This is a genomic window from Pseudomonas khorasanensis (assembly GCF_014268505.2).
Taxonomy (GTDB): Bacteria; Pseudomonadota; Gammaproteobacteria; order Pseudomonadales; family Pseudomonadaceae; genus Aquipseudomonas; species Aquipseudomonas khorasanensis.
Map to the genome: position 1 here is coordinate 1 of NZ_JABWQP020000011.1, position 26,935 is coordinate 26,935.

At 60.3% G+C, this 26,935-nt stretch carries 23 protein-coding genes and 1 pseudogene; 11 read left to right on the top strand and 13 right to left on the bottom strand.

Annotated features, from left to right (window positions below; translation table 11 throughout):
- Position 1: 1 nt before the first annotated feature.
- Positions 2 to 460 carry an REP-associated tyrosine transposase gene (locus HU727_RS19900; protein WP_186533426.1) on the bottom strand — a complete coding sequence of 153 codons (459 nt, stop codon included), beginning with the start codon at positions 458 to 460 and terminating at the stop codon, positions 2 to 4.
- Positions 461 to 654: 194 nt separating this feature from the next.
- Here HU727_RS19900 and ligD point away from each other — a divergent pair, with 194 nt between their 5' ends.
- Complete coding sequence (ligD, locus tag HU727_RS19905; RefSeq protein ID WP_186533418.1) at positions 655 to 3,285, top strand: DNA ligase D; 2,631 nt, start codon at positions 655 to 657, stop codon at positions 3,283 to 3,285.
- Here ligD and HU727_RS19910 read toward each other — a convergent pair whose 3' ends face one another.
- The 3 genes from HU727_RS19910 to sodC form a co-directional block, all read right to left on the bottom strand.
- Positions 3,286 to 3,687, bottom strand: a complete 402-nt coding sequence (locus tag HU727_RS19910; RefSeq protein WP_186533417.1) for a hypothetical protein — start codon at positions 3,685 to 3,687, stop codon at positions 3,286 to 3,288. It abuts the gene before it with no gap.
- 80 nt (positions 3,688 to 3,767) lie between these two features.
- A complete protein-coding gene (locus tag HU727_RS19915; RefSeq protein WP_186533416.1) occupies positions 3,768 to 4,082 on the bottom strand; it encodes a DUF2388 domain-containing protein in 315 nt (104 codons plus the stop codon).
- 126 nt (positions 4,083 to 4,208) lie between these two features.
- The gene (sodC, locus tag HU727_RS19920; protein WP_186533415.1) at positions 4,209 to 4,730 is read right to left on the bottom strand and encodes a superoxide dismutase family protein; all 522 of its coding nucleotides are present in this window, start codon (positions 4,728 to 4,730) and stop codon (positions 4,209 to 4,211) included.
- Between the two features lie 179 nt (positions 4,731 to 4,909).
- Between sodC and HU727_RS26165 the strand changes: the two are divergent.
- Both HU727_RS26165 and HU727_RS26170 read left to right on the top strand, forming a co-directional pair.
- A pseudogene (locus HU727_RS26165) lies at positions 4,910 to 5,731 on the top strand (MCP four helix bundle domain-containing protein); the annotation flags it as partial.
- A 129-nt stretch (positions 5,732 to 5,860) separates the two neighbouring features.
- On the top strand, positions 5,861 to 6,586 hold the full coding sequence (locus HU727_RS26170) for a methyl-accepting chemotaxis protein (RefSeq protein ID WP_437180429.1): 726 nt from the start codon (positions 5,861 to 5,863) through the stop codon (positions 6,584 to 6,586).
- Between the two features lie 148 nt (positions 6,587 to 6,734).
- On the opposite strand, the gene HU727_RS19930 is transcribed toward HU727_RS26170, so the two are convergent.
- Positions 6,735 to 7,166 carry a nuclear transport factor 2 family protein gene (locus HU727_RS19930; protein ID WP_186533413.1) on the bottom strand — a complete coding sequence of 144 codons (432 nt, stop codon included), beginning with the start codon at positions 7,164 to 7,166 and terminating at the stop codon, positions 6,735 to 6,737.
- 529 nt (positions 7,167 to 7,695) lie between these two features.
- Between HU727_RS19930 and mqo the strand changes: the two genes are divergently transcribed.
- Entirely contained in the window at positions 7,696 to 9,342 is a 1,647-nt protein-coding gene (gene mqo, locus HU727_RS19935; protein ID WP_186533412.1) for a malate dehydrogenase (quinone), read from the top strand.
- An 81-nt stretch (positions 9,343 to 9,423) separates the two neighbouring features.
- Here the strand turns inward: mqo and HU727_RS19940 are convergent, their stop codons facing one another.
- A complete protein-coding gene (locus HU727_RS19940; protein WP_186533411.1) occupies positions 9,424 to 9,852 on the bottom strand; it encodes a nuclear transport factor 2 family protein in 429 nt (142 codons plus the stop codon).
- A 439-nt stretch (positions 9,853 to 10,291) separates the two neighbouring features.
- Here HU727_RS19940 and HU727_RS19945 point away from each other — a divergent pair, with 439 nt between their 5' ends.
- On the top strand, positions 10,292 to 11,095 hold the full coding sequence (locus HU727_RS19945; protein ID WP_186533410.1) for an OBAP family protein: 804 nt from the start codon (positions 10,292 to 10,294) through the stop codon (positions 11,093 to 11,095).
- A 1-nt stretch (position 11,096) separates the two neighbouring features.
- On the opposite strand, the gene HU727_RS19950 is transcribed toward HU727_RS19945, so the two are convergent.
- Positions 11,097 to 11,963 carry a CAP domain-containing protein gene (locus tag HU727_RS19950; RefSeq protein WP_186533409.1) on the bottom strand — a complete coding sequence of 289 codons (867 nt, stop codon included), beginning with the start codon at positions 11,961 to 11,963 and terminating at the stop codon, positions 11,097 to 11,099.
- Between the two features lie 276 nt (positions 11,964 to 12,239).
- The gene (locus HU727_RS19955) at positions 12,240 to 13,010 is read right to left on the bottom strand and encodes an alpha/beta hydrolase (RefSeq protein ID WP_186533408.1); all 771 of its coding nucleotides are present in this window, start codon (positions 13,008 to 13,010) and stop codon (positions 12,240 to 12,242) included.
- Positions 13,011 to 13,121: 111 nt separating this feature from the next.
- Between HU727_RS19955 and HU727_RS19960 the strand changes: the two genes are divergently transcribed.
- Positions 13,122 to 14,081: an aldo/keto reductase gene (locus HU727_RS19960; RefSeq protein ID WP_186533407.1), complete on the top strand. Its 960-nt coding sequence runs from the start codon at positions 13,122 to 13,124 to the stop codon at positions 14,079 to 14,081.
- A 6-nt stretch (positions 14,082 to 14,087) separates the two neighbouring features.
- On the opposite strand, the gene HU727_RS19965 is transcribed toward HU727_RS19960, so the two are convergent.
- The gene (locus tag HU727_RS19965; protein WP_186533406.1) at positions 14,088 to 14,981 is read right to left on the bottom strand and encodes a LysR family transcriptional regulator; all 894 of its coding nucleotides are present in this window, start codon (positions 14,979 to 14,981) and stop codon (positions 14,088 to 14,090) included.
- A gap of 97 nt (positions 14,982 to 15,078) precedes the next feature.
- Between HU727_RS19965 and HU727_RS19970 the strand changes: the two genes are divergently transcribed.
- From HU727_RS19970 to HU727_RS19990, 5 genes are all read left to right on the top strand, one after another.
- Positions 15,079 to 15,558 carry a (R)-mandelonitrile lyase gene (locus HU727_RS19970; RefSeq protein WP_186533405.1) on the top strand — a complete coding sequence of 160 codons (480 nt, stop codon included), beginning with the start codon at positions 15,079 to 15,081 and terminating at the stop codon, positions 15,556 to 15,558.
- Between the two features lie 155 nt (positions 15,559 to 15,713).
- Positions 15,714 to 16,778, top strand: a complete 1,065-nt coding sequence (locus HU727_RS19975) for a fimbrial protein (protein ID WP_186533404.1) — start codon at positions 15,714 to 15,716, stop codon at positions 16,776 to 16,778.
- Positions 16,779 to 17,075: 297 nt separating this feature from the next.
- Positions 17,076 to 17,624 carry a fimbrial protein gene (locus tag HU727_RS19980; protein ID WP_186533403.1) on the top strand — a complete coding sequence of 183 codons (549 nt, stop codon included), beginning with the start codon at positions 17,076 to 17,078 and terminating at the stop codon, positions 17,622 to 17,624.
- Positions 17,625 to 17,712: 88 nt separating this feature from the next.
- A complete protein-coding gene (locus tag HU727_RS19985) occupies positions 17,713 to 18,453 on the top strand; it encodes a fimbrial biogenesis chaperone (protein ID WP_186533402.1) in 741 nt (246 codons plus the stop codon).
- Positions 18,454 to 18,529: 76 nt separating this feature from the next.
- On the top strand, positions 18,530 to 21,049 hold the full coding sequence (locus tag HU727_RS19990) for a fimbria/pilus outer membrane usher protein (protein WP_186533401.1): 2,520 nt from the start codon (positions 18,530 to 18,532) through the stop codon (positions 21,047 to 21,049).
- 50 nt (positions 21,050 to 21,099) lie between these two features.
- Here HU727_RS19990 and paoC read toward each other — a convergent pair whose 3' ends face one another.
- The 4 genes from paoC to HU727_RS20010 all read right to left on the bottom strand — a co-directional run bounded on the left by paoC (position 21,100) and on the right by HU727_RS20010 (position 26,894).
- Entirely contained in the window at positions 21,100 to 23,298 is a 2,199-nt protein-coding gene (paoC, locus tag HU727_RS19995; RefSeq protein ID WP_186533400.1) for an aldehyde oxidoreductase molybdenum-binding subunit PaoC, read from the bottom strand.
- The gene (locus HU727_RS20000; protein ID WP_186533399.1) at positions 23,295 to 24,248 is read right to left on the bottom strand and encodes an FAD binding domain-containing protein; all 954 of its coding nucleotides are present in this window, start codon (positions 24,246 to 24,248) and stop codon (positions 23,295 to 23,297) included. Before HU727_RS20000 ends, paoC begins: the two co-directional genes overlap by 4 nt.
- Positions 24,245 to 24,868, bottom strand: coding sequence for an aldehyde dehydrogenase iron-sulfur subunit PaoA (paoA, locus tag HU727_RS20005; RefSeq protein WP_186533398.1), 624 nt, complete (start codon positions 24,866 to 24,868; stop codon positions 24,245 to 24,247). Before paoA ends, HU727_RS20000 begins: the two co-directional genes overlap by 4 nt.
- Positions 24,869 to 25,139: 271 nt before the next feature.
- Positions 25,140 to 26,894, bottom strand: a complete 1,755-nt coding sequence (locus HU727_RS20010) for an L-lactate permease (RefSeq protein ID WP_186533397.1) — start codon at positions 26,892 to 26,894, stop codon at positions 25,140 to 25,142.
- Between the last annotated feature and the right edge of the window lie 41 nt (positions 26,895 to 26,935).

Below are 26,935 nucleotides of genomic sequence, written 5' to 3' on the forward strand. Positions count from 1 at the left end.
TTCAAAGCCAGGTGGCATCCCACAAAGGGTAATCGCCCGTTCGCTCGACCAAACCGGCTCGCACAGGATTCTTGACGACATAGAGCGCAGCGTCTTTAAGGTCTTCATCTCGCCTCAAAGCGCGATCGTAATAGCCTCGTTGCCATAACTGCCCTTGGCGGCCATGTTTCTGGTTGTATGCCTGGCAACTTCGTGATTTAACGCGACACATCAAATCTGCAAGGGAGCCCTCTTGAAGTTCAACGAGCCAATGCAGGTGATCTGGCATTACGACATAAGCCAGAGACGCGACTAACCCGGCTTCGCTGCACCGTCTCAACTCGTTGACGACCAATCTCCCATCATGCCAATTGTTGAAAACCCGCTCTCGCCGGTTAACCACAGCGGTCAGTAAGTAAATTCTTCCCTTTTCAGAATATCGACCCTTACGCAGACGGCACACGTTCGCAGCAGCAGGCATTCCTTTGCCCCCATTCAATATCCTGAAAAAAACCTTAGCGGCTGCGCCATGTTTTGCCAGCCGATGCAATGACCGGATATGTCTTAACAAGCCCCGGGCGCTCCATCCGTCCGGGGCTTTTTTACGTTGATTGAATTTTTCTGCCGCCGTGTCGCTCTTCTGCTTAACAGAACCCGTCTGCAATCGGTGCGCCCATGAACAGGAACCTCGACGACTACAACCGCATGCGCGATTTTTCGGCGACTTCGGAACCGGCTGCGGTCACGCGCCCGGGCCGTAAATCCGCCAGGGATCATGCGTTGCAGTTCTGCATCCAGAAGCACGACGCTTCGCACCTGCATTACGACTTTCGCCTGGAACTCGATGGCGCCCTCAAGAGCTGGGCGGTGCCGAAAGGGCCTTCGCTCGACCCGAAGGTCAAGCGCCTGGCCATTCATGTCGAGGATCATCCGCTCGATTACGCGACGTTCGAGGGCAGCATTCCCGAGGGGCACTACGGCGCCGGTGATGTGATCGTCTGGGATCGCGGCGTGTGGATTCCCTTGGAAGATCCGCACAAGGCGTATGCCAAGGGGCGGCTCAAATTCGAGCTGCAGGGCGAGAAGCTCGGCGGTGTCTGGAACCTGGTGCGCACGCACATGCCGGGCAAGAAGGAGCAGTGGTTTCTGATCAAGCACCAGGACAACGCCGCACGGCCGCAGGATGATTTCGACGTGCTGGTCGCCGAGCCCGACAGCGTGCTCAGCGAGCGCACGATTATCGGCAAAACCAATCCTGCTGCCGCCGAACAGGCCAAACCGGTCAAGAAAACCCCGGCCAAACCACGCAAACAGGCTTCCGGTCAGCTCACTGGTGCGCGCAAAGCCAAGCTGCCGGCACTGATCAAGCCCGAACTCGCCACGCTGGTCGATAGCGCGCCCGAAGGGCAGTGGAGCTACGAGATCAAGTTTGATGGCTACCGGATCATGGCGCGGATCGATCATGAACAGGTTCAGCTCTTCACCCGCAACGGCCATGACTGGACGCACAAACTCCCGCAACAGGCCAAGGCGCTGGCAGCGCTGGGTCTTGAGTCAGCGTGGCTGGACGGTGAGATGGTGGTGGCCGACGAGCAAGGCGTACCCGACTTTCAAGCCCTGCAAAATGCCTTCGATGCCGGGCGCAGTGGCAACATCGTTTATTACCTGTTCGACGTGCCGTACCTCAACGGCGTCGATTTGCGCGACGTGCCGGTCGAAGAACGCCGCGCGGCATTGAGCACCATTCTCGGCGTGCATCCCGATCCGATCCTGCGCTTCTCCGAGGCCTTCGAAGAAACCCCGGATGCTTTGCTCAACAGCGCCTGCCAAATGCGGATGGAAGGCTTGATCGGCAAGCGTCTCGGCTCGCCCTATGTGTCCCGGCGCAGCAGTGACTGGATCAAGCTCAAATGCAAGCATCGCCAGGAATTCGTCATCGTTGGCTACACCGACCCCAAGGGCGCACGCAGTGCTTTCGGCGCCTTGTTGCTCGGCCTGCACGACCGAGACAGCGGCGAGTTGCGCTATGCCGGCAAGGTCGGCACCGGATTCAACGAGACCACGCTGAAAAGCATCCTTGCCCAACTCAAGCCGCTGCTTGCCAAGAGCGCGGCGGTGGTCAATCCGCCGAGTGGGTTTGATGCAAAAGGGGTGCACTGGCTGAAGCCGAAATTGCTGGCGGAAGTGGCGTTCGCGGAAATGACCAAGGACGGTTCCGTGCGTCACGCCGTGTTCCATGGTTTGCGCGATGACAAACCGGCCAAGGACATTACAGAGGAGCGAGCGAAGCCTGTGAAAGCCGCCAAGACAGAGAAAACCGCCAAGACAGAAAAGACTGAGAAACCCAAAACCGCTGCGAAGAAACCGGCAAAAAAGGTCGCTGCCAGCAAAGCCGAAAGCGCGCCTTCGCAAGCGGGGCTGGCGGGTGGCAAAGTGCGGATTACTCACCCCGACCGTGTGATCGACGCGGTCAGCGGCACGACAAAGATGCAACTGGCGCAGTATTACGCCAGCGTCGCCGAATATATTTTGCCGCAACTCAAGGATCGCCCGGTGGCGCTGGTGCGCGCGCCGGATGGCATCGCCGGCGAGCTGTTCTTTCAGAAGAACGCCGAACGTCTGGCGATCCCGGGCATCACCGCACTGGACAAAGACATCACCGGCCAACCGGTGATGCTGATCAACAACGCCGAAGCGCTGATCGGCGCGGTGCAAATGAGCACCGTCGAGTTGCACACCTGGAACGCCACGACCGTCGATCTGGACAAGCCTGATCGCTTCGTCCTCGACCTTGACCCGGACCCGGCGTTGCCCTGGAAAAGCATGGTCGAAGCCACCGCGCTGACGCTTACCGTGCTCGATGAACTGGGGCTCAAGGCTTTCCTGAAAACCAGCGGCGGCAAGGGCATTCACCTGGTGGTGCCGTTGACGCGCAAGCATGGCTGGGACGAAGTAAAGGATTTCAGTCACGCCATCGTCAGTCACATGGCCAAACTGCTGCCCGATCGGATTTCAGCGGTGTCCGGGCCGAAGAACCGTGTCGGCCGAATCTTTATCGATTACCTGCGCAACGGTCTCGGCGCCACCACCATTTGCACCTACGCGGCGCGGGCTCGTGAAGGCATGCCGGTGTCGGTACCGGTCTATCGCGAGGAGGTCGCCGAGCTCAAGGGCGGCAATCATTGGAACATCTTCAACGTTCACGAACGTTTGACCGAAGTGGGTGACGAGCCTTGGGCGGACCTGAAAAAAACGCGCCAGACGATCACGGCTGAAATGCGCAAACGGGTCGGCATGAAAAAGTGATCAGGTGTCACGCAGCAAGTCGTGGGCGTTGAGCAGTTCGAAGGCGATTTGCGGGTGGTTTTCCAGGCCTTTGCGAATCGCCGCCGGTATCGCCGCGCGGGTCTTGCGGCACAGTCCCGGCAAGTCATCGATTTGAATGGCGATGCCGCGCATGGTGCGCACTTCGTTGAAACCGGGGGCGACGTCCACGCGGATGCCTAGCTGCTCGTACATGCGCTGTTGCAGGCGTTTGAGATCGTCAAGGTCTTTGAGTTTTTCCAGACGCGCCAGAAGAATTTTCTCCTCGGCTCGAGTCAGTCGAAGGATGCGCAAATCCGCGCCAGGCGTGTCCAGCAACGGGTCGCGCCCGCAGATGCAGGCGCCGGGTGGGCAGGGTGAGCGCAAGGGCAGGGTCGTCGTCATGGCCTCCATGATAGAGGCCGTCGGACATATTTGCCTATGCGCACTCAGCGGCCGCCCATCGGCCGCTGCTTCCCTCGTGACTACTGATGCACGCCTTCGTATTGCACCAGAATGGCATTGGCCAGGTCTTCGTCGCTGGCGTTCAAGCCAGGGTTGGCCTGACGCACCTGCTGCAGTACCGACTCAAGATAAACCCCACGAATGGTGCCGCCGCTGGCGACAAAGGCAGACACGTCGTCACGGGCCGGAATCACCATTTTGTCGTCTTTGAAAGTTGAGTACAGCGACGCGGAGACACCTGCCGAAGTGGCGACATCACCCGCATCGACGCGGGCCAGCGCCGAACCGACCGGCAGGCAGAGCAGTAAAGAAGACACCAGAACTAACTTGCGCATGACGTGTTCCTCCACAAGCGCGAAGCAAAAAGGGAAGAGACTGCATAACGTCAGAGGTGCTCGGCGCGCCGGAGTTCCGTGAGCGGTGAAAACCCTTGTGCCGCATCGAGCGCCGCTTTGAACGGATCAGATCACCCCGCATGCCACGCGATCGCCGCCACCGCCCAGTGGTTTCGGCATGTCGGAATGGTTGTCACCTCCCGCGTGAATCATCAATGCATGGCCCTTGATCTCGGATATTTTCTTCAGGCGTGGTGCAAGCACCGGATAGCTGGCGACACCGTCAGCGGTGACATACACCGCTGGCAGGTCACCTAGATGGCCCTCGGCGTAAGGACCGAGATGCTTGCCGGTTTTCGCCGGATCAAAATGCCCACCCGCGGCCAATGCCGCACCTTTGACGCCATCCTTCGTGCCGGCTTCGCAGCTGCCGTTTTCATGCACATGGAAACCGTGAATGCCGGCCGGCAGGGATTTCAGTTCGGGGGTAAACAGCAATCCGTAAGGTGTCTCGCTGACGGTGATCGAGCCGATCGCCTGCGGGGCACCGTCGGCGCTGACCAGATTGATCGCCACGTTCTCCGTTGCTGCCTGTGCGGTGCCAATAGCGAGAGTACTGAACAGACCAAGCCACATTGCGCGTTTCATAGACATTTCCTTGAGCTGCGTAATTGTCGGGGTGACGGACTCATACCCGGCCGGCGTTAACCGGCGATGAAAACGTTGTCCATCGGCATCGCAATGTGTGACTCGCCGCGCAAAACAAAAGTTTTGCCGGATTCAAGTCGGTGCTGACATCAGCCGATACGCTCTGTGTCGGCAGGTCTATGGAAATAGGCTTAACTGAAATCCGACAAGCGCAATCCAGCGTGCCCACGGGAGATTCCACGGTGTCGATCAAACTGCGTTTGGTGTTGCTGATTGCGACCAGCCTGCTGACGGCGCTGATCGTGAGTCTGGTCAGTTACGTCGGTAACCTGCGAATGGCCACTGCGGTCGGCGACAACACGGCGAGCATGAGCGCGCTGCGCAACCACATGGAAGCCGACATGATGCACGATGCCCTGCGCGCCGATGTTTATTCGGCGATGCTGGTCGGTTTGGGCAAAAGCACTGGCACGGCGGCCGAGGTGCGCGATGCGCTGGCCGAGCACGCCGCGCATTTCCATGACGTGCTCGAAGCCAACCTGAAACTGCCAATCAATCCGACCCTGCGCAGTGCGCTGGAGCAGATCAAGCCGAGCCTCGACACTTACATCAAGACGGGCGAGCAGATTGTTGCTGTGGCGCTGGAAAATCCGGACGCTGCCCAGCAACAACTTAGTGGGTTCAATACCGCGTTCAGCCAACTTGAAGAGCAAATGGCGGCGCTCAGCGAATTGATCGAAACCAACACCCGTCACACTAGCGAAGGCACCGAAGCGGCCATTCGCCACGCCAATCTGGCGCTCGGCATCGTGCTGATCGCCAGTTTGTTGCTGCTGCTGATTCAGGGTCGCTGGGTGATGCTGAGCATCCTCGGGCCGCTGAAATCCGCCAGCCGCATCGCCGAAAGCATTGCCCATGGCAACCTCAGCGAGCCGATTGTCGAACCCACCGGCAAGGACGAGGCCAGTGTCCTGATTCGCACGCTGGCGACGATGCAGCGGGATCTGCGAGACATGATCGACGTGGTGCGGCGCAACGCCCATGGCGTCAGCGGCATGAGCGAGCAACTCAGCCGGGGCTGCCATCAGGTGGCCGACAGCAGCCAGCAACAAAGCGTCGCCGCCGGAACCATGGCGGCCGCGGCCAGCCAGATGACTGCCAGCATCGAAGACATCACCCGCCACGCCGAACGCGCTCTGAGCATGGCCAACCAGGCCGAAACCCTGGCCAAGGAGGGCGGCGGTGTGATTCATCAGGTGGTCAGCGACATGGACGATATCTCGCGTTCGGCACAACAGTCGGCGCAGGTGATCCGTACGCTCGATCAGGAATCCGAAGCGATCTTCAACATCATTCAGGTGATCAAGAGCATCGCCGACCAGACCAACCTGCTGGCGCTCAACGCCGCGATCGAGGCGGCGCGGGCGGGCGAACAGGGGCGGGGCTTCGCCGTGGTCGCTGATGAAGTGCGCAGCCTGGCGGCACGCACGAGTGCCTCGACCCAGGAAATTGCAGCGATGGTCGCGCGCATTCAAAACAGCACGCGCGAGGCGGTCAGCAGCATGGAAGCGGGTGTGGCTCAGGTCGACAAGGGCATGGCGGTCACAGCCGAAGTTGAACGAGCGATTCGCGAAATCCTCGACGCCACGCTCAGCACCACGCAACTGGTCAACGACATCACCCGCACGATTGGTGAACAGAGCCAGGCGAGTAACGAAATCGCCCATCAGGTGGAGATGATTGCGGGGATGTCGGAAGGCAATAGCCGGGTGATCGGGCAGACAGCGACCACCACGGATGAGTTATCGAGCCTGGCGGGGCAGTTGGCACGGTCGGTGGATCGGTTTCGGTTGTGATCCTCAGAGGGGGCAGAGGGATTTTTAGGGGCTGAACCGGCGCTTTCGCGATCAGGCTCGCTCCCACAACGAACCAACCCCGTGGGAGTGAGCCTGCTCGCGAAGAGGCCCGCTCAGACAACATTGAATCAGGCCAACTTACCTTCAATCAAAACCTGAACGCCTGCCGCCCGACCAACAACCATTTCCCGCCTTGCTTCTGCCAGATCTGGAAGTTCTCGATCTCGGTCGGTATGACCTCGGTCCCTTTCAGCGCTTGCGCGGAAAAGTGATGGCGCACCAGCGCGGTATCGCCAGACATCGTGATGGTCTGTTTTTGCATCTCCAGGGTCTTGAAGGCGCTTCTGCCGGTTTCGATGTCGGCGATGAATTCCTTCTTGTCCTGAATCTTGCCGCTGGAATGGCCATAGGTCAGGTTGGGTGCGGTCAGGGCATTCAGTCCAGCGATGTCTTTGTGCAGCATCGCCTGGGTCAGATGATCGACCGCTTGGGCGACTTCTTTTTCCGCAGGAGCAGGGGCGGCCATTGCACAGGCGCTGAATGCGCAGAACAAGCCGATCAGGAGGCGTGATTTGCTCATGGTTTTTCCTTGTTGTTATTGGGTCGGAATGACTGAAGCACTATTCGTCAGTCATCGTACAACGTAGCAGGTTATTTTCGTGGTGAGCAACGTCCTCGCAGCCTTGATTGAACGAGTTGCGACGACCCGCACGCTAAAAGTTTGCAGCCGCAAGCCTCGCGGGTGTCATGTTCGCCGCTCGATGGCCGATAAGTCCCTGAGCGGAAAAAGACTTTCGAGTCGGGAACAGACGCGCGGGTTCGTCCTGACGTGATATTCTCCGCGCCAATTTGGTTTGACCTAATTCGGTTGGCCTGCCTTTCAGGCGGGCCGACGGGATCCCTGTCGCTCAAGCAGCTGAAGCCAATAACGATAAGAAGTCAGTTCAGAAGGGACATTAACTGAGGTCGATGCTACATATCGGCCTTGTGTGCCCACCCGTCAAAATTGAAGTGTGCCGGATTGCGCGACGCCAGCCTGAGCGTCAACACAGCGCAACGCAGACTGATAACAACGACGGGCGGAAGGCGTTTTATCATAGGTGCAACAGATGTTTAAGAAAGTGAACACGGCCTTGCTAGGGCTGGCTTTGTCGATGGGGCTGACGTCCGTTCAGGCGGACGAAGCGAAGAAAGTCGACGTCCTGCTGATCGGCGGCGGCATCATGAGCACCACCCTGGGTGTGTGGATCAATGAGCTGGAACCCACCTGGTCGATGGAAATGGTCGAGCGCCTCGACGGCGTCGCCCTGGAAAGCTCCAACGGCTGGAACAACGCCGGTACCGGTCACTCGGCCCTCGCCGAGCTGAACTACACCCCGGAAGACGACAAAGGCAACGTAACGATCCCGAAAGCCGTCGAGATCAACGAAGCGTTCCAGGTGTCCCGTCAGTTCTGGGCCTGGCAGGTTCAGCAGGGCGTTCTGAAGAACCCTCGCTCGTTCATCAACACCACACCGCACATGAGCTTCGTGTGGGGCGATGACAACATCAAGTTCCTGAAAAAGCGCTACGAAGCCCTGCAGGCGAGCCCGCTGTTCGCCGGCATGCAGTACTCCGAAGACCCGGCTGTGATCAAGAAGTGGGTTCCGCTGATGATGGAAGGGCGTGACCCGAACCAGAAAATCGCGGCCACCTGGAGCCCGTTGGGCACGGACATGAACTTCGGCGAGATCACCCGCCAGTTCGCCGCTCACCTGCAATCCAAGCCTAACTTCGACCTGAAATTGTCGAGCGAAGTCGAGGATATCACCAAGAACGCCGACGGTACCTGGCGTGTCAGCTACAAAAACCTGAAAGACGGCAGCAAAACCGAAACCGACGCCAAGTTCGTGTTCATCGGTGCCGGCGGTGGTGCTCTGCACCTGCTGCAGAAGTCGGGCATTCCTGAAGCCAAGGAATACGCAGGCTTCCCGGTGGGCGGCTCGTTCCTCGTGACCGAGAACCCGACCATTGCCGAGCAGCACCTGGCCAAGGCGTACGGTAAAGCGTCGGTTGGCGCGCCTCCGATGTCGGTTCCGCACCTGGACACCCGTGTTCTGGACGGCAAGCGCGTCATCCTGTTTGGCCCGTTCGCGACCTTCAGCACCAAGTTCCTGAAGGAAGGTTCGTATTTCGACCTGCTGACCAGCACCACCACCCACAACATCTGGCCAATGACCAAGGTCGGCATCAAGGAATACCCGCTGGTCGAGTACCTTGCCGGTCAACTGATGTTGTCGGATGAAGACCGTCTGAACGCGCTGAAGGAATACTTCCCCAACGCAAAAGCCGAAGACTGGCGCCTGTGGCAAGCCGGCCAGCGCGTGCAAATCATCAAGCGTGATGAAGCCGCTGGCGGCGTGCTGAAACTGGGCACCGAGATCGTTGCTTCGCAAGACGGCTCGATTGCCGGCCTGCTGGGCGCATCGCCGGGCGCGTCGACTGCTGCACCGATCATGCTGAGCGTGTTGCAGAAAGTCTTCAAAGACAAAGTCGCCTCCCCAGAGTGGCAAACCAAGCTGCATCAGATCGTGCCAAGCTATGGCACCCAGCTGAACAGCGATCCGGCCAAAGTGGCTGCAGAGTGGGCTTACACCGCGAAGATCCTCGAACTGCCGACGCCTCCAGCGATCGGTCAGGTCGCGGCTCCAGCGGCACCTGCGGCTGAAAAAGCCGTGGCACCGAAGGAAAGCGCTGCTCGTGACATGGCTCTGTAACTAGAACCCTGACACACAAAACCCACTGAACCGGCGACGGTCAGTGGGTTTTTTTGTGGCCTGGTGTTGGTAGGAGCTGATTCAGGCTTTTGCAGACGCCAGATACGCTCCCAAGCGCCGGCCCATTTCCTCGCCCAATGCCTGCAACCCGCTCAGCGGCCGCACCATCACTTCAAACTCGACGATCTTGCCGCTGTTATCGAAACGAATCATGTCGATGCCTTTTAGTTCCTTCGCACCGACCTTCGCGCTGAATTCCAGGATCACGTTCAGGCCATCCGCCGTCGCCAACTCACGGTGATAGGCGAAATCTTCAAAGACTTCGAACACCGTGTTGAGGATCATCGCCACCACCGGCGCGCCGGGGTAGGGCGTGTGGGCCATCGGCGAGCGGAACACGGCCTGGGGATGGAGCAGTTCGGGCAAAGCTTTGAGATTGCCGCTGCGAATCATCTCGTGCCAGCGCTTTAGGGATGCGGCGGCGTTGGGTTGCAAGGCCAGATCGGGCATGGTCAGTCCTGTTTTTGTTGTTGTTTGAAGGCACTGACTCTAGTTCAACCCGACTGAATATGAATCCTCGAATCTCGCGTTGAATACCTGCCTATGACCGAAACGGATCAGATGCGCATCTGATCCGTATTTTTCTGTTTCATCTGCCTCTGTATTCAGTACAGCCGCAGGCTCAGAATGCCCCGGCAGTGCGAACACTCATGACCTTGCTTCATTCCGAAGCGTCTGGTGCACCGCATACTCGGCATTGAGGAGAGCACGATGTACAAGATGGCGATTTTTCTCGGCGGTTTTCTGGTGTTGACCATTTTGATCGGCGTGCTCGCGACGATTTCTCCAGTCTGATTCATCGAAGCTTTTTCGAACTCTGTCGTTCTCCTGCTTTCAGTTGCAGAACAGGGCCAGCATGCGCCCGCCACTGAATGATAAGGAGCGAAACATGCCTATCACGACCTCGCAGGGACGTTGGGTTTCCGTTGGCCTGATGGTCGCGGCATTGACCGGTTGCGCGATGAGCAACACCGATTCACCGGTGCAGACACCCGGCCAGGCCAAGGCCTCCGATACGGAGATGCTCGAAGTCGGCGCGCAATGGTTGCAGGACAAGCCGCCGATCCGCGCGTTGAACATGTACCTGGATGGCTTCCATTTTTATAACGGTCATCCTGGCGCACAGATGGAGGCGCACCACTACTGCTCGGCGCTCAATGAAGAAGTGTTCCAATGCGTGATCTACGACGGTAACACCGCGCAAGCGAAGTTGATGGGCGTGGAGTACATCATCAGCCAGCGCCTGTTCACTCAACTGCCTGCCAAAGAAAAGGCCTTGTGGCACAGCCACGCGCACGAAGTCACTTCCGGCCAATTAATCGCGCCCGGCATACCGCAGGTGGCGGAAACCCGTCTGATGGAAAAACTGGCCAATACCTACGGCAAAACCTGGCACACCTGGCACACCGATCAGGACAAGCAACTGCCGCTCGGCGTGCCGCAGTTGATGATGGGCTTCACCGCTGACGGTCAGGCGGATGCAGAAATGGTCCGCCAGCGCGATCAGCGCCTTGGCGTCGACAGCGCCGAGAAGAAAAAGGCGCGGGCCGCGATCAAGCCGGCGCCTGTCGCGCCGGGCGCCGATGCCTGGCAGAAAGGCAACGCCGTGCAGCTCAAGGACCCGACCGGACACCAGCACGTCATGCCTCGCCCGGCCACCCCTGGCGATGAAAATGCCCGGAGTCAGCCGTGACTCAAGGCGCGCCGAACAGCATTGTCCAGTAAACACCGTCGTCGCTGCGTGCTTCACTGGCGAATCCGGCACCGACCTGGGTGAACATCGGGTTCATCAGGTTGGCGCAGTGCCCCGGGCTCGCCAGCCAGCTGGCCATGGCTTTGCCCGGTGAACTCTGGCCAGCGGCGATGTTTTCCCCAACTTGCCGGCCGCGATATCCGGCCGCGTGGGCGCGGTCGGCCGGCATGTCGCCATCAGGATCGCGGTGGGCGAAGTAGTTGCCGAAGGCCATGGCTTTGCTGTGGCCCTGAGCCGCTGCGCCAAGGGCGGCATTCCAGCTCAACGGTCGCGCTGCGGCGAAGCGTTGACGGCCGCACATCCGTGGCCGGGCGCGGGCTGCATTGACCTCGGCGAGCAATGCCTTGCCAACGCTGCGGTTGTCGCCGACGCGACTGTCGAGGACCGGTTGCGCCAGCACCACCTGCCATTGATTACGTGAACGGCTGACGCCGATGTCGGCATAGTTCGCATCCAGCAAAGCCGCGCAATAGTCGTTCTGCAACTGGTCGAAGGCTTCGTTGGCATCTTCGGCGCCGATGATGCGGATGCTGCGCACCGTGATCGCTGAATAGCCTGATGACCTCAGGGCCTCGCGCATGCCCCCGCCGTAGCGGTAGCCGATCGGCAAGGCCAGATTCGATTTCAGCGTCAACGGCGCCAGACGTTGCCCGGGCCGTCGGTCACAGCGCTGCGGATGGGCGCGGTAATCGTTGATGGCAGCCACCAGTTGGCGCTCCGCACCGGCGTTGGCGGATTGAGCGAGCGAGGGGCAAAGGATCAGCAGGCACAGCGAAACGAAGCGATACGAACGAACGGCGTGGCGCATGGGGCGAACAGCTCTGGAAGGGGACAGCGCTAAAGTGGGTGAGCCGTGTGTGGCGGCGCGAATAGGACTGGGGTTTGCAGACTTGGTTCAGAGGGGGCGGGGGGATTTTTCACGTGCTTGAAGGGTGGTGTTTGGACCGACGCCATCGCTGGCAAGCCAGCTCCCACCGGGATCAAGGTCGTTCGCCCATTCGCCTGTGCCCCCGACTCATTGTGGGAGCTGGCTTGCCAGCGATGAGGCAGGTGCGGTCGACGCAATAGCACAGGCATACGACGCCTAGCGATTCAACACATCCCTCATCCACTGTAAATATTCGCCACGCTCGGAAATCGAGTTATGCCCCGAATCCGGGACTGTCTTCAGCGTCGCAACGCCTCGGGGGAAACTGTCGAACAACCGCTGCGTACTGCTGCGTCCAATCACGTCGTCATCACTCGCCGCCAAAAGCAACGTTGGCACGCGAATATGCGCCGCGTACTTGCCGGACTCGAAACGATCCTTGAGCAGCCACTTCACCGGCACCCACGGATATTGCTTTTCGGCGATTTCCTCAAGGCTGTTGAACGGTGTCACCAGTACCAGGTTCTGCACCGGCCGCTGACTGGCCAGGCGTACCGCCACGCCCGAACCGAGACTACGCCCGACCACGGAAACCTGCGGATGGCTGGCGTAGACCTGATCGAACAGCGCCAGCGCGTCCTCGGCGATCGCGGCTTCCGACGGCGAGCCAGTGCTGCCGCCAAAGCCTCGGTAATGCAGAAAATACAGCGCATAGTCGGGAAACGCTTCGGCGAAGTCCGGCAAATTGCGCGAAACGTCCTCCGCATTGCCACCGAAATAGATTAACGCCCGGGAGCCTGCGCGTTCACGAACGGTCACCCAGACCTCGGCGTCCGGCATCGACAGCTTCAATCGCGAATCCGCTGAAACCAGGGCAGAAGGCTGGGGGAAGTAGATCAGCGAGCGCTGAAACACGAACAGCGCCGCACACAGCGCGAGGTACACGACAACGAGTAAAACGACGAGTGACATCAAGGTTCGGGACATTCGGCTACTTTTAACGAGGTAAGAGGTTTGCTGTCGCAGTGTAGTTCAGCGGCTGCATCGGGCAGCCTCAGCACACAACATGCAACAGATCCGCGCAGCAGGAGGAACCGCATGCGCCACACTGAGGGTTACTCACGTCGCCGGTTGCTGACGCTGGCTGCCGGAATGTCGGCGGTCTTCACGGTTGATCGCGCGTTTGCCACAGCTACCACGCCGACTGTCACATCGCCCGAAACGGCAGGAGACCAGACCATGCAGACCCGCGCCATCCCCTCCAGCTCCGAGTCACTGCCCATGGTCGGGTTGGGCACGTACCGCGGTTTCGACGTCGCGCCGGGCGATCCGGCCTACCGGCAATTGCCAGCGGTGCTCGAAGCGCTGTTCAAGAAGGGGGGCACGGTGATCGACAGCTCACCCATGTACGGCCGCGCGGAACAGACCACCGGTGAACTGCTGTCGATCCATCAACCGCGCTCGCCGGCCTTTCTCGCCACCAAAGTGTGGACGCGGGGGAGGGAGGAGGGCATCGCGCAGATGGAGCAGTCATTCAGCCTGCTGCAAACCAAACGCATCGACCTGATGCAGATTCACAACCTGCTCGACTGGCAAACCCATTTGCCCACGCTGCGCGAATGGAAAGAGCAGGGCCGGATTCGCTATATCGGCATCACCCATTACACGTCGTCGGCCTATGACGAAGTCGAGGCCGTGCTGAAGGCCGAACAATTGGACTTTCTGCAAATCAACTACGCCCTCGATGACCGTGGCGTGGAAAAACGCATTCTGCCGTTGTGCCGCGAACGCGGTGTGGCGGTGATCTGTAACCGGCCATTCGGCGGCGGCGACTTGCTTGCCCGGCTCAAGGGCAAGCCCCTGCCAGCGTGGGTGTCGGATGTGCAGGTCAACAGTTGGCCGCAACTGGCGCTGAAGTTTCTACTCGCTCATCCGGCCGTCACCTGCGTGATTCCGGGCACCGGCAACCCGCGCTACATGGCCGACAACGCCATGGCCGGGTTCGGGCCGATGCTGACCGATGCGCAGCGGCATCAGTTGATCGCATTGGCGGGCTGAATGCAGTCAGTCGCGATAACGCAACGCTTCCAGCAACAACGCAAACGCCGGTGCTGCCTGGCGCCGGCTCGGGTAGTACAAGTGATAGCCGGAAAACGCCGGGCACCAGTCCGCTAAAACGTGAATCAAGCGGCCGTCCGCCAGAAACGGGGCGACGACGTTTTCCGGGATATAGCTCAGGCCGAAACCGTCCAGCGCGGCGTCGAGTAACGGGTAAACGCCATTCAGCGTGATCTGTCCCGACACGCGGACCTTCAGGCTTTCACCGTCCTTTTCGAATTCCCACGAATACAGGCCGCCATTCGTTGGCAAGCGCAGGTTGTTGCACGCGTGTTCGGTGAGGTCACGGGGGGTTTTTGGCTGCGCGCGACGAGCGAAATAGGCGGGTGAGCCGACCACGGCCATGCGCATGTCCGGGCCGATGCGTGTGGCGATCATGCCTTGGGCGACATCCTCGCCCAGACGCACACCAGCGTCGAAACCCTGGCCGGCAATGTCGACGAAGCCGTAATCGCAGCAGACTTCTACGGCGACGTCCGGGTACTGGGGCAGAAATGCTTGTAGCACCGGCCGCAGGATCCAGTTCAGCGAGTGGTCCGTGGCGCTGATACGGATCTTTCCGGCCGGAGTTTCGCGCAGGTTGCTCAGTGCGGCCAGTTCCACTTCGATTTCCTCGAAACGCGGGCCGATGGTTCGCAGCAAATGTTCGCCGGCCTCGGTCGGCGAAACACTGCGCGTGGTGCGCGTCAGCAGGCGCAAGCCCAGGCGGGCTTCAAGGCTGCGGATGGTGTGGCGGAGCGCCGATTGCGACACGCCGAGTTTCGCCGCTGCCTTGGTGAAGCTGCGCTCACGAGCAACGGCGAGAAAGGCGAGCAGGTCGGTGGCGTTTTCCCGAAGCATTGATGAGTGTCCTGCATAAGTTTTTTCGGATTTTAGTCGATTATCCGAAGAGTGCGGGTGGTTAGAGTGGTTGCATTATTGACCTGGAGGAAAACCCATGAATCCGATTGCGTCTTGCGCGCTGACCCTCTCGCTGCTCGCGGGCGAGGTGCAGGCCACTGAAAATCCCCGCGTCACCGTCACCCCAAACGGCTCGCAGCCTTCGGCCAGGGGCCCGGCCGACTGGTTTACCGGGACCGTCCGGGTGGATGCGCCGTTCAAGGGCACCGATGAGGCGCGGGTCAGCGGGGCCACCGTGACGTTCGAGCCGGGCGCACGTACCGCGTGGCACACGCATCCATTGGGGCAGACCCTCATCGTCACCTCTGGATCCGGATTCGTGCAGGAGTGGGGCCACCCGGTCCGTCAGATCCGTCCGGGCGACACGGTATGGATTGCACCCGGAGCCAAGCATTGGCACGGTGCCGCGCCCACGACGGCGATGACTCATATCGCCATTGCCGAGGTGCTGGAGGGCAAGGTGGTGGACTGGATGGAGCACGTGAGCGCCTATCAGTATCCGCAAGCTGCCGATTGAGCTGATGGTTGGCAGGAAAATTCCTACAAGTTGAAGGGACGCGAGCTACAGGTTCGCTTGATCCGGTTATTGATAATTCGCCCTCTGCCGGCCGTTGGCCGATTCAAATCTCAACGTTCGGGATGCAGACGATCCTAACCAAGAGGGCCTCGACCATGAAATTCGGATCACGACTGCTGGCTAGTCTCGGCATTTCCATGTTGGCGCTGGCCGCCGCGCCAACGATGGCGGCCTGCACCTGGAACGGCAGTGACTGGACGCCCAAGCAACTGACACTTAACGGCGGAGCGGTATTCGCCCCCCGTGACGTCCCCGTCGGCAGTACCCTGAACACCACAGGCGGCATCCGCGAGCTGCCGTTTGGCGACCGCTTGGTCTGTGGCTTGCGAGCCACCTACAGCACTGCGCTGGTTGGTCCGGTGGTCAACAACATTCCCGTCGACACCATCAGTGTTCCGGCCAATTCGATATTGCAGACCAGTGTGCCGGGGGTTGGCTTGGCGATGTACATGACCGGGTTTGCCACTCAATGGCAAATGCCGGTGGGGAACCCCAGTCGGTTCATCCCATTCACGCTCAGCCTTAATATTCCCACCGCTACGAGTGGCATGCCGTCGGCGATGGTGCGTTACGCGCTAATCAAGACCGGCGAGATACCACCCGGCGCCCATAGCATCAACCAACTGGTAGCCACGGGCTCATCCGACCGGGGGCATATTTGGGATCTGACCTTCACAGCTACAGTGACCGTCGCCGGTTGTTCGATGCCAGCAGCGCCTGGCAATCAGATCGACGTGCCAATGGGCCATTGGGAAAAACGCGTTTTCAACGGCAAGAACTCCACCACTCAGGCCCAACCCTTTGAGATCACGCTGAACTCCTGCATCGCCGGCAATAATTATCCCTCCAATACCAACGGCTACTTCAACGGTAATTTCGCCAACATTCAGATTGACGGCCACAAGACTTCCACCATCATTGACGCCGCCAATGGCGTACTGAGCCTGTCGAGCGATTCCACCGCCCAGGGCGTAGCGATCCAGATCCTGCGCGATAACGGCACGCCGATGAACCTTGGCCTGCCGGTGCGCCTCAATCGCGTGGCCAACGGCATCACCTCGATACCTTTGCGGGCACGCTATATCCAGACCGGCGGCGGCCCGACACCTCAACCCGGTACCGCTAACGGTTACGCCAGTTTCACGGTCACCTATCGCTGATTTGAGCAGAGCCGGCATCGATTGCCGGTCACTACGCCATCGTGTTCAAACCGCTGTTACAGGCGGTTGGAACCGATGGCGTTTTTGTTGGCGGAGTTCTTCGCAGTGACGTTACTGGTAGGAAACGTCCTACACGCACAAGGAAGTTGCCTACAGAGAGAGTGCTGCCCCGTCTCGATAATGAGCCCTAGACGAAACGCGTCGTGACTCACTGATTAGCAGTCGATAGCGCGTCGTCCATTTGCCCGAAAGCCAAATGCGGCTGACGGACATTCCATCATCATTCTGGATGTGATCATGAAAAATCTGACCCTCAAAGGTTTATCTCTGGCGCTTGTCCTGGTCGGCGCTTCGCAAGCTGCAAATGCTGCTGACGGTGAAATCAACTTCGTCGGCAGCGTGACCGACAACACTTGCCCGGTTGTGGTTTCCGATCTGAATGGATCGGCTGGTGCCGGCGATGTCACTCTGGGCAGCGTGCCAGCGACCTCCTTGGCGTCTTCCGGACAGATTGCCGGTGGTGGTGCTTTCGCCCTGACCATTGATACCACTGCGCCGGGTTGCAACGTCACCGGCAAGAAAGCCGTGGTCAAGTTCCTCTCGCTGAGCGGCAATGCCGGCTCCAGCGGTCAGTGGATAGGCCTGCTGCCGGAAGCCGGTGTCGCCACTAACGTTGCCGTGCAAATCAAGGACGCCACCGGCAAGGACGTACAGGTCGGCCTGGAATCCTCGCCTTATTTGGACTTGAGCCAGCCGCTGCGTTTCACCGCCAACTACATCGCTACGGGTGCGGCGACGGCGGGTCCGGCCAACGCCAAGGCAGCGTTTACCGTCGACTATCAATAAGTCTGGTCAACAGCCGGGGCCATGGGGTCCCGGTTGTCTTTCTCCACAGCATGACTCGTGCAGTTGTGCTGACTTGAGGATGAATGCAATGTCGCTGTTCCCTATCACTTTCAAAAGTACAGCGGTTGCCCTGGTGTTATTGGGCAGCACGCTGGTCAGTGCTTTGAGTCAGGCCGGTGTGATGCTCGGCGGCACGCGCATCGTCTACGAAGGCAGCAAGCGCGATGCGTCGATCACCGTCAGCAACACCACACCCGCGCCTTACGCCGTGCAAACCTGGGTAAACACTGAAGCGGATGACCTCAACACCGCGACGCCATTTGTGGCGACGCCGCCGCTATTTCGCCTGGACCCCCGCAAGGAACAAATGGTGCGCATCCAGAAGGTACCCGGCAACCTGCCTGAGGATCGCGAATCGGTGTTCTATTTCAATGCGCAGGAAATTCCGGTTGCCGGCAAGGCTGACGAAAACACCCTGAAGATCGCCATGCGCACCCGCATCAAACTGTTTTACCGCCCGGCCGGCCTCAAGGGCAGCGCGGTCGACGCACCGGGGCAATTGCGCTGGAGCCTTGAGCAAGTGCAGGGCAAACCGATGCTGGTAGTCAATAACCCGTCGGTGTTTCACGTTTCGTTTATCGGCGTGAAAGTCATCGACGGCGGAAAGAGCATCGAAGTCAACGAGCCAAAAATGGTCGCGCCCTTGAGCAGCCAGCGCTACCCGCTGCCCGGTTTCAGCGCTCACTCCGGTGACGTCGAGTTCTCTGCCATCAACGACTACGGCGGTTATACCGAGCCAAGAAAAGTCGCTCTGAATCGCGCGCCTTAACGTCTTCGTCCTTTTCCTTGCGAACAAGCCCACGCGCTGTTTTTACAGCGTGGCGGCAGCGTATTGAGTATTTGTCATGCGAACCGACGCCTTGAAACTTCATTGCCCGACCGTGCCGTTTACCCCGGTGCGCTTGTCTATGGCGATTTTCGTGGCACTGCTGAGCGGTGTGGCCAGTGCTGACGAACCGGCGAAGTTTGACGCAAGCTTCATGCAGTCGTTTGGCGGCAGCAGTGCCGGCCCCAATCTCGACCTGGACGCCATCGCTAACAGTGGCACGATCGGGCCAGGCACCTATCCGGTTGTGATCCGTCTGAACCAGAGCTTTTTCGATCGTCGCGACATGACTTTTGCCAAAGATGAAAAGAGCGCTGAAGTGCGTTCCTGCCTGTCTGAAGCATTTCTCAGAGAACTCGGGGTCAAGGTTGAAGCGTTTCAGACTCCAGGCCAGGCGTTTCCTGATTGCATCGATTTGCCACGCCTGATTGAAGGCGCTTCGGTCAGCTTCGATGGGGCGCGTCTTGCACTGGACATCAGCGTGCCGCAGATTGCCTTGCGCCGTGATGCCGCCGGTTATGTCGCGCCGCAGGAATGGGACCGAGGGATCAACGCGGCAATGCTCAATTATCAGTTCTCCGCAGCCAATACCCAAAGCAACTCCCGTGGCAGTGGCACGCAATACAACCTCTACGCCAACGGTGGCTTCAATCTCGGTGACTGGCGCTTTCGTTCCAGCAGCTCGTTTCGGCAGGACGAAGACGGCCAGCAGGACTGGCAGCACAGCAACACCTACGCACAGCGAGATCTGACCGCGATCAAGGGCACGCTGACTCTGGGCGAAAGTTTCACTCCCGGGGATGTGTTCGACAGCATTCCGTTTCAGGGCGCGCAGGTCGCGTCCGACATGGGCATGTTGCCGGATTCGATGCAAGGTTATGCGCCGATCATTCGTGGCATTGCCGAAACCCAGGCCAAGGTTGAAGTGCGCCAGAACGGTTACTCGCTGTACACCACATACGTTGCGCCGGGCGCGTTTGAAATCGACGACCTCAACGCCGCCTCGGGCAGTGGCGACCTTGAGGTGATCATAACCGAAGCGGACGGCCGCGAGCGCCGTTTCACTCAGCCCTACGCGACGCTGGCAAACATGCTGCGGGAAAAAACCTGGCGTTACAGCGTGACAGCCGGCGAATACAACGCTGTGGACGGCGGCCATCGCCCGGCGTTTGCGCAAGCGTCTTTGGCGTATGGCCTGCCGTTCGATCTGACGCTGTACGGTGGCTTGCTCGGCGCCGAGTTTTATCGCGCCGGTGTGGTCGGCGTCGGCAAGAGTCTGGGCAGTCTCGGCGCTGTGTCGTTGGACCTGACCCAGGCGCAAACCGACGTGCCTCAGGGTTCGACCACGAGCTCCGCCAAAGCTGGCAAGGAAAAAGGTCAGAGCTACGGGGTACGCTACGGCAAGGCATTCGAAACCGGTACATCGGTGCGTTTTGCTGGCTACCGCTATTCCACCGAAGGCTATCGCGACTTCGACGAGGCGGTGAGTCTGCAGGAACCCAATGACTGGAACAATTTCTCCAGGCGCAGCAAAGTCGAGGCCAGTGTCAACCAGGCATTGGACGGCTATGGCTCGTTTTACCTGAACGTCAGCAAACAGAATTACTGGGGCACATCGCGCGAAGACAAACAGATGCAGTTGGGCTTCAATACCCAGCACAAAGGTGTGACATACGGCGTCTACGCCAGCAAGACGCTCACCGACAATTTTGGCCAGAACAACCAGGTAGTGTTCACCGTCTCGATGCCGATCGGCCAGACCCGCAGCACCGGCACCTACACGGTCACGCGCAATAACGACGGCAGCCTTGACCAGCGCGCCGGCCTGAGCGGGCGCGACGGCAACCTCAACTACAACGTCAACGCCAACCGCTCGAACAATGGCGGCAACAACGGTTCGGCGCTGATCGGCTATCGCGCACAGGTTGCCCAGCTCGGTGCGGGTGTCAGCGTGGGCAGTGGCTATCGACAAACGTCAGTCAGCGCCGCCGGCTCGGTCCTCGGGCACAGTGACGGGCTGGAGTTCGGCCATACCCTGGGCGAAACCGTGGCGCTGGTAGAAGTCAAGGACACGCCGAAAGTTGGCGTGCTCAACGCCCCCGGAACCCTGACCAATGACAAGGGTTACGCCTTGGTGCCGTACGTCACGCCTTACCGTAAAAACCGCGTGGCGCTGGACACTGGTGAGCTGGACAACAGTGTCGACATCGCCGAAGGCGTTACAAATGTCGTGCCGCGAAGGGGTGCCGTGGTCAAGGCGAGCTTTGCCGCCACTCGCACGCAAAAGGTTTTGCTCAATGTGCGTTTGCAAAATGGCCATTTGCCGCCGTTTGGCACCACAGTCACCGACGCAAAGGGCGTCAGCGCCGGTGTGGTCGGTCAGGCCGGTCAGGTCTTGCTGGCGATGGGCGAGGGCAAGGTCTATCAGATGAAATGGGGCGAGACGCAGGCGCAGACGTGTCGCATCGACGTTGATGTACGCAACGCGCCGCTGATTGACGGATATCGGGTGATGGACGCGGTGTGCCGGGAGCCGTAAATGTTTTCAAGCCAGGGCGAGCCCGACCTGGCTTGAAAACCGCGCGAACCTCAGATCATCTCAGGCAACGAATCAAGAATCTTGTCCAGCGTGATCGGATACTCGCGCACCCTGGCTCCGGTGGCGTTGTAGATTGCATTCGCCACCGCCGCGCTCACGCCGCAAATCCCCAGCTCACCGACCCCCTTGGCCTTCATCGGCGAAGAGATCGGGTCGGTTTCATCCAGGAAAATCACGTCCTGATGCGGAATGTCGGCATGCACCGGCACTTCATACCCCGCCAGATCATGGTTGACGAAAAAGCCCAGCCGTTTGTCCACCGCCAGTTCTTCCATCAACGCCGCGCCGACGCCCATGGTCATCGCGCCGATCACTTGGCTGCGCGCCGAGGTCGGGTTGAGAATCCGTCCTGCCGCGCACACCGCGAGCATGCGCCGCACGCGGACTTCGCCGGTGGCCGCATCGACGGCGACCTCGGCGAAGTGCGCGCCGAACGTCGATTGCTGGTATTTCTCGGCCAGATCACCGAACTCGATGCTGTCCTCACCGACCAGCGCGCCGCCTTCTGCGGCGTTGCGCAGCGGCAGGCTTTGGTTGCCGACGCGCACTTGGCCATCGGCAAACTCGGCCTGATCGGCCGCCAGTCCGAGCCTGGTCGCCACCGCTTCGCGCAGTTTCACGCACGCGGCATAAACCCCGGCGGTCGAGCAGTTACCGCCGAACTGACCGCCAGAGCCGGCCGACACCGGGAAGTCGGAGTCACCCAGGCGCACCACCACATCATCCAGACCAACGCCCATCATTTCCGCGGCGGTCTGCGCGATGATCGTGTAACTGCCGGTGCCGATGTCGGTCATGTCGGTTTCCACGATGACCTTGCCATCTTGTTCCAGCCGTACGCGGGCGCCGGACTTGACCAGCAGATTGTTGCGAAACGCCGCCGCTACGCCCATGCCGATCAGCCAGCGACCTTCGCGGCGCGTACCGGGTTTAGCATTGCGTTGATTCCAGCCGAATTTTTCGGCACCGATCTGCAGGCATTTGACCAGTTGGCGCTGGGAGAACGGTCGCTCGGTTTTCACCGGATCGACCTGGGTGTCGTTGAGAATGCGGAACTGCACCGGATCCATTTTCAACCGTTCAGCCATCTCGTCCATGGCGATTTCCAGCACCATCAAGCCCGGCGCTTCACCCGGTGCGCGCATGGCGTTGCCTTCGGGCAGGTCGAGCGGCGCGAGGCGCATGCTCACGCGGCGGTTTTCGGCGGCGTAGAGCAACTGGCTCGGCTGCGACGCGAGTTCGACCTTGCCGTCGGCGAGGTTGCCGGACCAGCCTTCGTGAGCGATGGCGGTGAGCTTGCCATCGGCCGTGGCGCCCATGCGAATGCGCTGAATTGTCGCCGGGCGGTGTGTGGTGTTATTGGCCATTTGCGGGCGGGCGAGGGCGACTTTGACCGGTCTGCCGGCCATGCGCGCACCGAGGGCGGCGAGGATCGCGTCGGCGCGGATGAACAGCTTGCCGCCGAAACCGCCGCCGATGTATGGCGAGACCAGCCGGACTTTTTCCTTGGGCAGGCCCAGGGTTTTCGCGATGTCGCCAACGCTCCAGGCGACCATCTGATTCGACGTCCACAGCGTCAACTGATCGCCTTTCCATGCCGCCAGCGTTGCATGCGGCTCCATCATTGCGTGGGACTGGTCCGGGGTGGTGTAGGTCTGATCGAACTGCACCGGCGCGGCGGCAAACGCCTTGTCGAAGTCGCCGTGATTGACGTCAGGCAACTCGTCTTTCGGTTCGACGCCCAGATGTTTCACGCCGGCCAGGTCGAACTTGCCGTCAGTGGTTTCGTAATCGACTTTGACCAATTGCGCCGCGGCGCGTGCCTGTTCGAACGTTTCGGCGACTACCAGCGCGACGGCCTGTTGATAGTGCTGGACTTCGGGCCCGGCGAGCAGGTGCGCGGCGTTGTAATCGCCTTTGTCGAGCTTGCCGGCGTTCTCGGCGGTAACAATCGCCAACACACCGGGAGAGGCTTTGGCATCGTCCAGATGGATCGCTTTGATCCGCCCCTTGGCGATGGCCGAATCGACCATGAAACCGTAAGCCTGGTTGGCTGCCGCCTCGTGTTGCTCGTAGGCGTAGGTGGCTTGACCGCTGGTTTTGAGCGGGCCTTCGATACGCTCGGTGGGCTGGCCGATGACCTTGAGTCGATCGATGGGATTGGTGGTGGCGGGCGTGTCGAATTTCATGCCGTTTCCCTCGCTTGCGCCAACACCGAGGCCAGCGTGCGCTCGACCAGTGTCAGTTTGAAGTGGTTGTCATCGGTGGGGGTGGCGCCTTCGAGCAGGCGTTCGCTGACGGCTTTTGCGCCTTTGGGCAACAGCGCCTCCGCCGCTTCGACCCGCCAAGGTTTCGGCGCGATGCCGCCGACGGCAACTCGGCCCGTGCCATCCTCCTGCAGAATCAACCCGACCGAGACCAGCGCAAACGCGTACGACGAGCGATCACGCACCTTGTGATAAATGTGCGTACCACCGACCGGCGCGGGCAGCGTTACGGCGGTAATGAATTCGCCGGGCATGAGGCTGGTTTCGATATGCGGGGTATTGCCCGGCAATTGATGCAAATCAGCCATCGGGATGCTGCGCGTGCTGCCGTCGGGCCTCACCGTTTCAATTTGTGCATCGAGCGCGCGCATGGCGATGGCCATGTCGCTCGGGTGAGTGGCAATGCACGCGTCGCTGACGCCGATGACTGCCAACTGCCGAGTGACTCCGCCGATGGCCGAGCAACCACTACCGGGATTGCGTTTGTTGCACGCCTGGTGGGTGTCGTAGAAGTAGGGGCAACGGGTGCGCTGCAGCAGGTTGCCGGCAGTGGTCGCCATATTGCGCAATTGCCCGGACGCCCCGGCGAGCAGGGCGCGGGAGAGCAGGGCGTAGTCTTTGCGCACGCGCGCATCGGCGGCCAGGTCGGTGTTGCGCACGAGTGCGCCGATGCGCAGACCGCCCTCGGGCGTGGCTTCGATCTGATCCAGGCCCAAGTGGTTGACGTCGATCAGGTGCGCGGGAGTTTCAATGTCGAGCTTCATCAGGTCCAGCAGGTTAGTGCCGCCGGCGATGAATTTTGCGCCTTCGACTTGCGCGGCCTGCGAGGCTGCGGCGGGGGAGTCGGCGCGGGTGTAATTGAAGGCCCTCATGCCGGCACCTCCGCGACTTCAGTGATGGCTTCGATGATGTTCGAGTAGGCGCCGCAGCGGCAGATGTTGCCGCTCATGCGTTCCTGCAGTTCGGCCGCGATCAGCTGCGGCGGCTCGGTCAGGCTCGGGCTGACGTGGCTGGGAATGCCGTCGCGGATTTCCTTGAGCACCGCCACCGCCGAACAGATCTGGCCCGGCGTGCAATAGCCGCACTGGTAACCGTCGTGCTTGATGAACGCGGCTTGCATCGGGTGCAGCTTGTCAGGCATGCCAAGGCCTTCGATGGTGGTGACTTCGCTGCCGTCATGCATCACCGCCAGGGTGAGGCAGGAATTGATCCGGCGGCCGTCGGCGATCACCGTGCAGGCGCCGCACTGACCGTGGTCACAACCTTTTTTGGTGCCGGTCAGGTGCAGGTTTTCGCGCAAGGCGTCGAGCAGGGTGGTGCGGGTGTCTACTTCGAGTTCACGGGGTTTGCCATTGACTTGCAGGGTGATTTTGCTCATGGCCGGTTGCTCCAGACTGGCCGCGTAGGCCTTGAGGCTGATAAAGGGGGGCATTGCGAACGCCGTCGCGGTTACGGCACCGAGGATCAAAAAGTTGCGTCGGGAAATCGTCATGGTTCGATTCCTTGTCTCTCATCGGGCGGCAGGGTTTCAAATGGCCCGGATGGGCGTGCCGGCATGCATGCCGGTCTCGTAGAAGGAGTGACCGCAGGAGGGAGGAAAAGGTTTTGTCGGATTTGCGCTATAGAGTTATGTGCTCAGTTCATCAATCAACCTGTGGGAGCGAGGCTGCTCGCGAAAGCATCGGGTCAGACCCAGCCGATGCTGGATGTGCTGGCTCCTTCGCGAGCAGGCTCGCTCCCTCAGTGGAGATGTGTTTATCCGGTCAAGGCCCGCCCACCACCATCGAGGTGAACGGCGGTACGTACGCTTGTAGCGTCACCAGCCCGCCGACGAGGATCGCCAGCACGATCGAATGGAAAAACACGTAACGCAGGATCTCACCCTCGTGGCCGTACCAACGGGTCGCGGTGGAGGCGACGACAATCGACTGGGCATCGACCATTTTGCCCATCACACCGCCGGAACTGTTTGCCGCCGCCATCAGCACCGGGCTGATCCCCAGTTGTTCCGAGGTCACCCGCTGCAAGCCGCCAAACAGCACGTTAGAGGCGGTATCGGAGCCGGTCAGCGCCACACCCAGCCAGCCGAGCAAGGTGCCGAACATCGGGTAGAAAATACCTGTCGCCGCGAACGCCAGGCCCATGGTCGCGTCGAGTCCCGAATAGCGCGTGAGAAATCCCAGCGCCAACATCGCTGCAATCGTGATCAACGAAAACCGCACCACCCACAGCGTGCGCAGGTACTGCTTGATCAGTTGCGGGATCGAATAGCCCATCAGCAAACCGCCGACAATCGCCGCCAGCAGAATCCCGCTGCCGGTCGCCGTCAGCCAATTGAATTTGTACACCGCCTCCTCGGCTTTGGGCGCCGCGACCACGGGCGGGATTTTCTCGATTTGCAGGTGCAGGCTGGTGAAAGTGACCGCTGGGGCGAAGATCGGATTGGCCTCTCGCATCGGCTTGCCCTGTGGATCGAGCTTGGCCGATTGCGTGACCGGGTCGATCACTGGGCGAGTGTCGAACAGGTTCTTGAAGCCTTGGGTGCCCCAGGCAAACACGAACACGGTGAGAATGATCCACGGCATCCACGCGCGCATGACCGCCGGGCGCGCCTGATCGCTGAACGCGGCGCTGGCGGTGACTTTCTCTTCATCGACTTTGGAATTATCGACGCGACCGGACAGCGCCGCCGAGGTGTGAATGGTCGCCGGTTTCCACACCTTGAGAAACAGTGTCAGGCAGGCCATGGAAATCAGCGCGGCGATCACGTCCACCAGCATCGGCCCGTGATAGTTGGACACGACGAATTGCGGAATCGCGAAACTCACGCCGGCCACCAGAATCGCCGGCCACACCTCAAGCATCTTGCGCCACCCGGCAAAAGCCCAGATCAACCAGAACGGCACCAGCACCGAGAAGAACGGCAACTGCCGCCCGACCATCATCGACAGTTCCATTTCGTCCAGCCCGGTAACCTTGGCCAGGGTAATGATTGGCGTGCCCAGCGCGCCGAATGCCACCGGCGCGGTGTTGGCGATAAGTGCCAGGCCGGACGCGGCCAACGGTGAGAAGCCCAGACCAATCAGAATCGCACCGGTCACCGCCACCGGTGTGCCAAAACCTGCCGCCCCTTCAAAGAATGCACCGAAACAGAAGGCGATCAGCAGCAACTGCAAACGCCGGTCATCGGTGATGCGCGCAAGGGAATCCTGCAGCACTTTGAACGAGCCGTTCTCGGTGGTCAGGCGATGCAGAAAAATGATGTTGAGCACGATCCAGCCGATCGGCAGCAAACCATTCGCCGCGCCGAACAACGCCGCCGAACCGGCCATGCCCGCCGGCATGTCGAAGGCGAAGATCGAAATCAGCAAGGCCGAAGCCAGCGCCAGTAACGCTGCCAGGTGCGCCTTGACGTGAAAGAACGCCAGCGCCGCAAGCATCACCACCACCGGTACGGCGGCCATCAGCGTGGAGAGCACCGGGTTGCCGAACGGGTCGTAAATTTGCTGCCAGACCATGGTCCACCTCTGCTTGTTGTTATTGAGGGCGCAGATCCATT